Origin of the sequence: Kitasatospora sp. NPDC057512 (assembly GCF_042802135.1) — a bacterium.
GTDB lineage: Bacteria > Actinomycetota > Actinomycetes > Streptomycetales > Streptomycetaceae > Kitasatospora.
The window spans coordinates 1-3423 of record NZ_JBHVET010000830.1 but is presented as its reverse complement, the minus strand read 5'-3'; the positions used below and the strand labels follow the sequence as shown (position 1 = coordinate 3423).

4 protein-coding genes are annotated in these 3423 nt (G+C 75.2%); 1 reads left to right on the top strand and 3 read right to left on the bottom strand.

Annotated elements, in window-relative coordinates; translation table 11 throughout:
- Positions 1–418 (bottom strand): GNAT family N-acetyltransferase (locus ACFU6K_RS34430; RefSeq protein WP_380669844.1); only part of this gene is annotated, 418 nt, incomplete at its 3' end.
- Positions 419–506: 88 nt separating this feature from the next.
- Positions 507–1025 carry a MarR family winged helix-turn-helix transcriptional regulator gene (locus ACFU6K_RS34425; protein ID WP_380669842.1) on the bottom strand — a complete coding sequence of 173 codons (519 nt, stop codon included), beginning with the start codon at positions 1023–1025 and terminating at the stop codon, positions 507–509.
- Positions 1026–1216: 191 nt separating this feature from the next.
- Between ACFU6K_RS34425 and ACFU6K_RS34420 the strand changes: the two genes are divergently transcribed.
- Positions 1217–2743: an MFS transporter gene (locus ACFU6K_RS34420; protein WP_380669840.1), complete on the top strand. Its 1527-nt coding sequence runs from the start codon at positions 1217–1219 to the stop codon at positions 2741–2743.
- On the opposite strand, the gene pth is transcribed toward ACFU6K_RS34420, so the two are convergent.
- Positions 2740–3330: an aminoacyl-tRNA hydrolase gene (pth, locus tag ACFU6K_RS34415; RefSeq protein WP_380669838.1), complete on the bottom strand. Its 591-nt coding sequence runs from the start codon at positions 3328–3330 to the stop codon at positions 2740–2742. The two genes, ACFU6K_RS34420 and pth, sit on opposite strands and share 4 nt — an antisense overlap.
- Positions 3331–3423 lie beyond the last annotated feature (93 nt).

Genomic DNA, 3423 nt, shown 5'->3' with positions numbered 1-3423 from the left:
CCTTCGCGCACACCGGGTGGGTGGGGGGGTTGTCCACCGTGGGGATGGGGTGCAGGTGGGGGTGCGCGGCCGCGCGGCGGGCGGCCGCGACCGCCGCGCGGGTGGCGGCGGCCGCGATGCCCCGGCCCTGGAAGCCGGGCAGCACGTTCCACCCCATCTCGTGGACGGTCCGCCCCTTCCACGTCCGGGTGCCGTAGCCGACCGTCCCGACCGCCTCGCCCTCGGGCAGCAGCACGATCCGGTACATGCAGCCGAGCCCGGACGGGACGAAGTCCAGGTAGCGCCGGTGCCGTACGAGCAGCCGCTCCTCGCTCTCCGGCCCGCCGACGTGCTTCTTCATCTCCGGTGTGTTGACCCGGCGCAGCAGTGCGAGGTCGTCGTCCGTCCAGGGCTCGATGCGTACGTCCGCGGTGGTCATGCCGGGGACGGTAGCGCCGGACGGGCCCCGGCGACCAGCGATTTCCCGCAGGGTGGTTCCCGCCGGTCGGTTCCTGCCCGGCGGCTTCCTAGCCGACGGCGGGCCCCTGCTCGGTCCCGGCGCCCGGCTGGGCGAGGGCGCGGGCGAGCTGTTCCAGCGCCGGCAGCGCGTCGACGACCGCCGCGCGGTCGGCCGGGTCGAGGGTGCCGAGCGCGGCGGCGATCCGGCGCTCGTGGGCGTGCTGCCAGTCGTCCAGCTGTCGGCGCCCGGCCGGGGTGAGGGCGATCCGGGCGGTGCGGCGGTCGCCGGGGTCGGCCTGGCGGTCCACGAAGCCGGCGTCGAGCAGCTTGCCGACCAGTCCGCTGACGGTGTTGGGCGCGAGCCGCTGCCGCGCGGCCAGCTCGCCGACCCGCAGCGGTGCGGCGGCCAGTGTCTGGAGGAGTTCGACCTGCGCCATCGGCAGGGACTCCCACGGGTAGTCGGTGCGGATGCTGCTGCGCAGCGCGCGGCGCAGCCGGGTGACGGTGTCGGTCAGTCGCCGGGCGTGCTCGACCGCCGGGTCGGGACTTCCGGTGGCGGGGTCGGGAACGTGTGGTGACGACGGCATGGCGGACAGCGTATCGCCTGGTACGGGGCGGTTCGGCGGCCGGTTCGGGCCTCGGGGGCGCGCTGTGTTGCGGCTCTGTTGCGGGCCTCGCGGCGGGGGTCCGTCCGGCACCGTCCGTACCGTGGGACGCCTTCTGTCGCAGAGCGAGCTGCTCGTAGAAGGAACATATCTGTATCCGATATATTCGTTTCATGAATGCCACCGCCCTCGCCACGCGGCTGCTCACCGAGCGGCCCCGGCCGCGTGGCATAGCCGGCTGGCGCCACGCCCACTGGCTCGCCGTCGGTACGGTCTGTCTCGGAGCCTTCCTCGGCCAGCTCGACGCCAGCGTCATCGCCCTGGTCTTCCCCGCCCTCGGCCGCCACTTCGGCGCGGGCTTCGCCGCCGTCGAGTGGGTCGCCCTGGCCTACCTGCTGGTCCTGGTCGCCCTGCTGGCCCCGATCGGCTGGCTGTCCGACCTGGTCGGCCGCAAGACGATGTACATCGGCGGCTTCGCGGTCTTCGGCCTCTCCTCGCTGGGCGCCGGATTCGCCGGCGGACTCTGGGTCCTGGTCGGCCTCCGCGCCGTCCAGGCGGTCGGCGCCGCGATGATGCAGGCCAACAGCGTCGCCCTGGTCGCGCGCGGCGTCCCCGGGCACGCGATGCGGCGCGCGCTCGGCATCCAGGCCTCCGCCCAGGGCCTCGGCCTGGCGCTCGGGCCCATCCTCGGCGGGATGCTGGTCGAACACGCCTCGTGGCGCTGGGTGTTCTGGGTCAACGTGCCGATCGCGGTGTTCGGCATCCTGGCCGGCTGGTACCTGCTGCCCCGCACCCGGACGACCGGCGCCCCGGCCGATGCCCCGGCCGCCGTACCGGGCCCCCGCGAGGGTCGGACAGGCACCCACCGGACCGGCTCCCACCGGCCCGGCACCCGCCGCGAGGACGCTCGCCGGACCGGCCCCCGCGAGGACGCCCGCTTCGACTTCCCCGGCCTGCTGCTGCTCACCGGGGCGACCACCACGCTGCTGCTCGCCCTGTCCACCGCCTCCGGACTGCCCCTGCCCGGCTGGGCGGTGGCCGCCCTGCTGCTCGTCTCCGCCGCCCTGGCCCTGGCGCTGGTGCGCCAGGAACGGCGGGCCGCCCGGCCAATCCTGGCACCCGGGCTGGTCAACACCCCGGGCGTGCGCTCCGGCCTGGTGGTGGCGCTGATCGGCTACCTGCTGCTGTTCTGCCCGCTGGTGCTGGGCCCGGTGCTGCTCACCGGCGCGGGCGTGTCGACGGCCCACGCGGGCCTGGTGGTCACCCTGCTGCCCGCCGCGTTCGCCTTCGCCGCGACGGTCGGCGGCGGGTTGCTGCCCCGGGGCTGGTCGGACGTGACCAGGTGCCGTTTCGGCGCGCTGCTCACGGCCGTCGGACTGCTGCTGTTCGCCCTGCTACCGGCCTCGGACGCGGTGGCGCCCCCGCTGCTGGTCGCCGGTTACGGGCTGGGCCTGCTGCTGCCCGCCAACAACGCCCTGGTGATGCGCGCGATCCCGGCGCAGTGCTCGGCGGTCGGCGGCGGCATGGTCAACATGGCCCGCAGCCTCGGTACGGCGCTCGGCATGGCGCTGTCCGTCCTCGGTGTCCACCTGGCGGGCGCCGCGTCCGGCGGGCGGACGGTGCTGCTCTCCCTCGCCGCCGTCGCGACGGCCGCCGCGCTGCTCACCCGGCCCGTCCGCACCCGAGGAACCGGACCCTAGGCGTCCGTGCGGGCGTTCAGGGTGTCCTGGGCGCGGTTGAGGCCGCGCCGGACCAGGGTCTCCAGGGCATCCGCGCAGCGGTCCAACTCGCCGGGCATGGCGGCCCGTTCCTCCTCCGAGAACTTCTTCAGCACGAAGTCCCCGACGCTCTGGCCCTTCGGGGGGCGTCCGATGCCGAACCGCAGCCGGACGAAGTCCCGGGTGCCGAGCACCTCGCCCACCGAGCGCACGCCGTTGTGGCCGCCGGGGCCGCCGCCGCGCTTGAGCCGGGCGGAGCCGAAGGGGAAGTCCAGGTCGTCCTGTACGACCACCAGCCGTTCGACCGGGACGCCGTGGCGGCGCAGCAGCGCGGCCACCGGGCGTCCGGACAGGTTGATGGACCACCACAGCGGTTTGGCCAGCAGCACCCGGCGGCCGTCGATGCCGATCTCGGCCGTCAGGCCGGCGAGCCCGCTCCGGCGGAAGCGGGCGCCGTGCCGTTCGGCGAGCCGGTCCACGGCCAGGAAGCCCGCGTTGTGGCGGGTGAGCCGGAACCAGGGGCCGGGGTTGCCCAGTCCGGCGATCAGCCAGGGGGCGTCGGGGGTCATGCGCGGGTGCTCCGAAGGGGGTTCTGAAGGGGGTTCTGAAAGGGAAGGGGAAGGACGGCGGACGGCCGGGGCGAGGCCGGGACGGTACGGGAC

What these genes read in the sequence shown, in the direction of transcription:
- ACFU6K_RS34425 (WP_380669842.1), bottom strand. Translation starts at nt 1,025, where the DNA reads ATGCCGTCGTCACCACACGTTCCCGACCCCGCCACCGGAAGTCCCGAC.
- ACFU6K_RS34420 (WP_380669840.1), top strand. Translation starts at nt 1,217, where the DNA reads ATGAATGCCACCGCCCTCGCCACGCGGCTGCTCACCGAGCGGCCCCGG.
- pth (WP_380669838.1), bottom strand. Translation starts at nt 3,330, where the DNA reads ATGACCCCCGACGCCCCCTGGCTGATCGCCGGACTGGGCAACCCCGGC.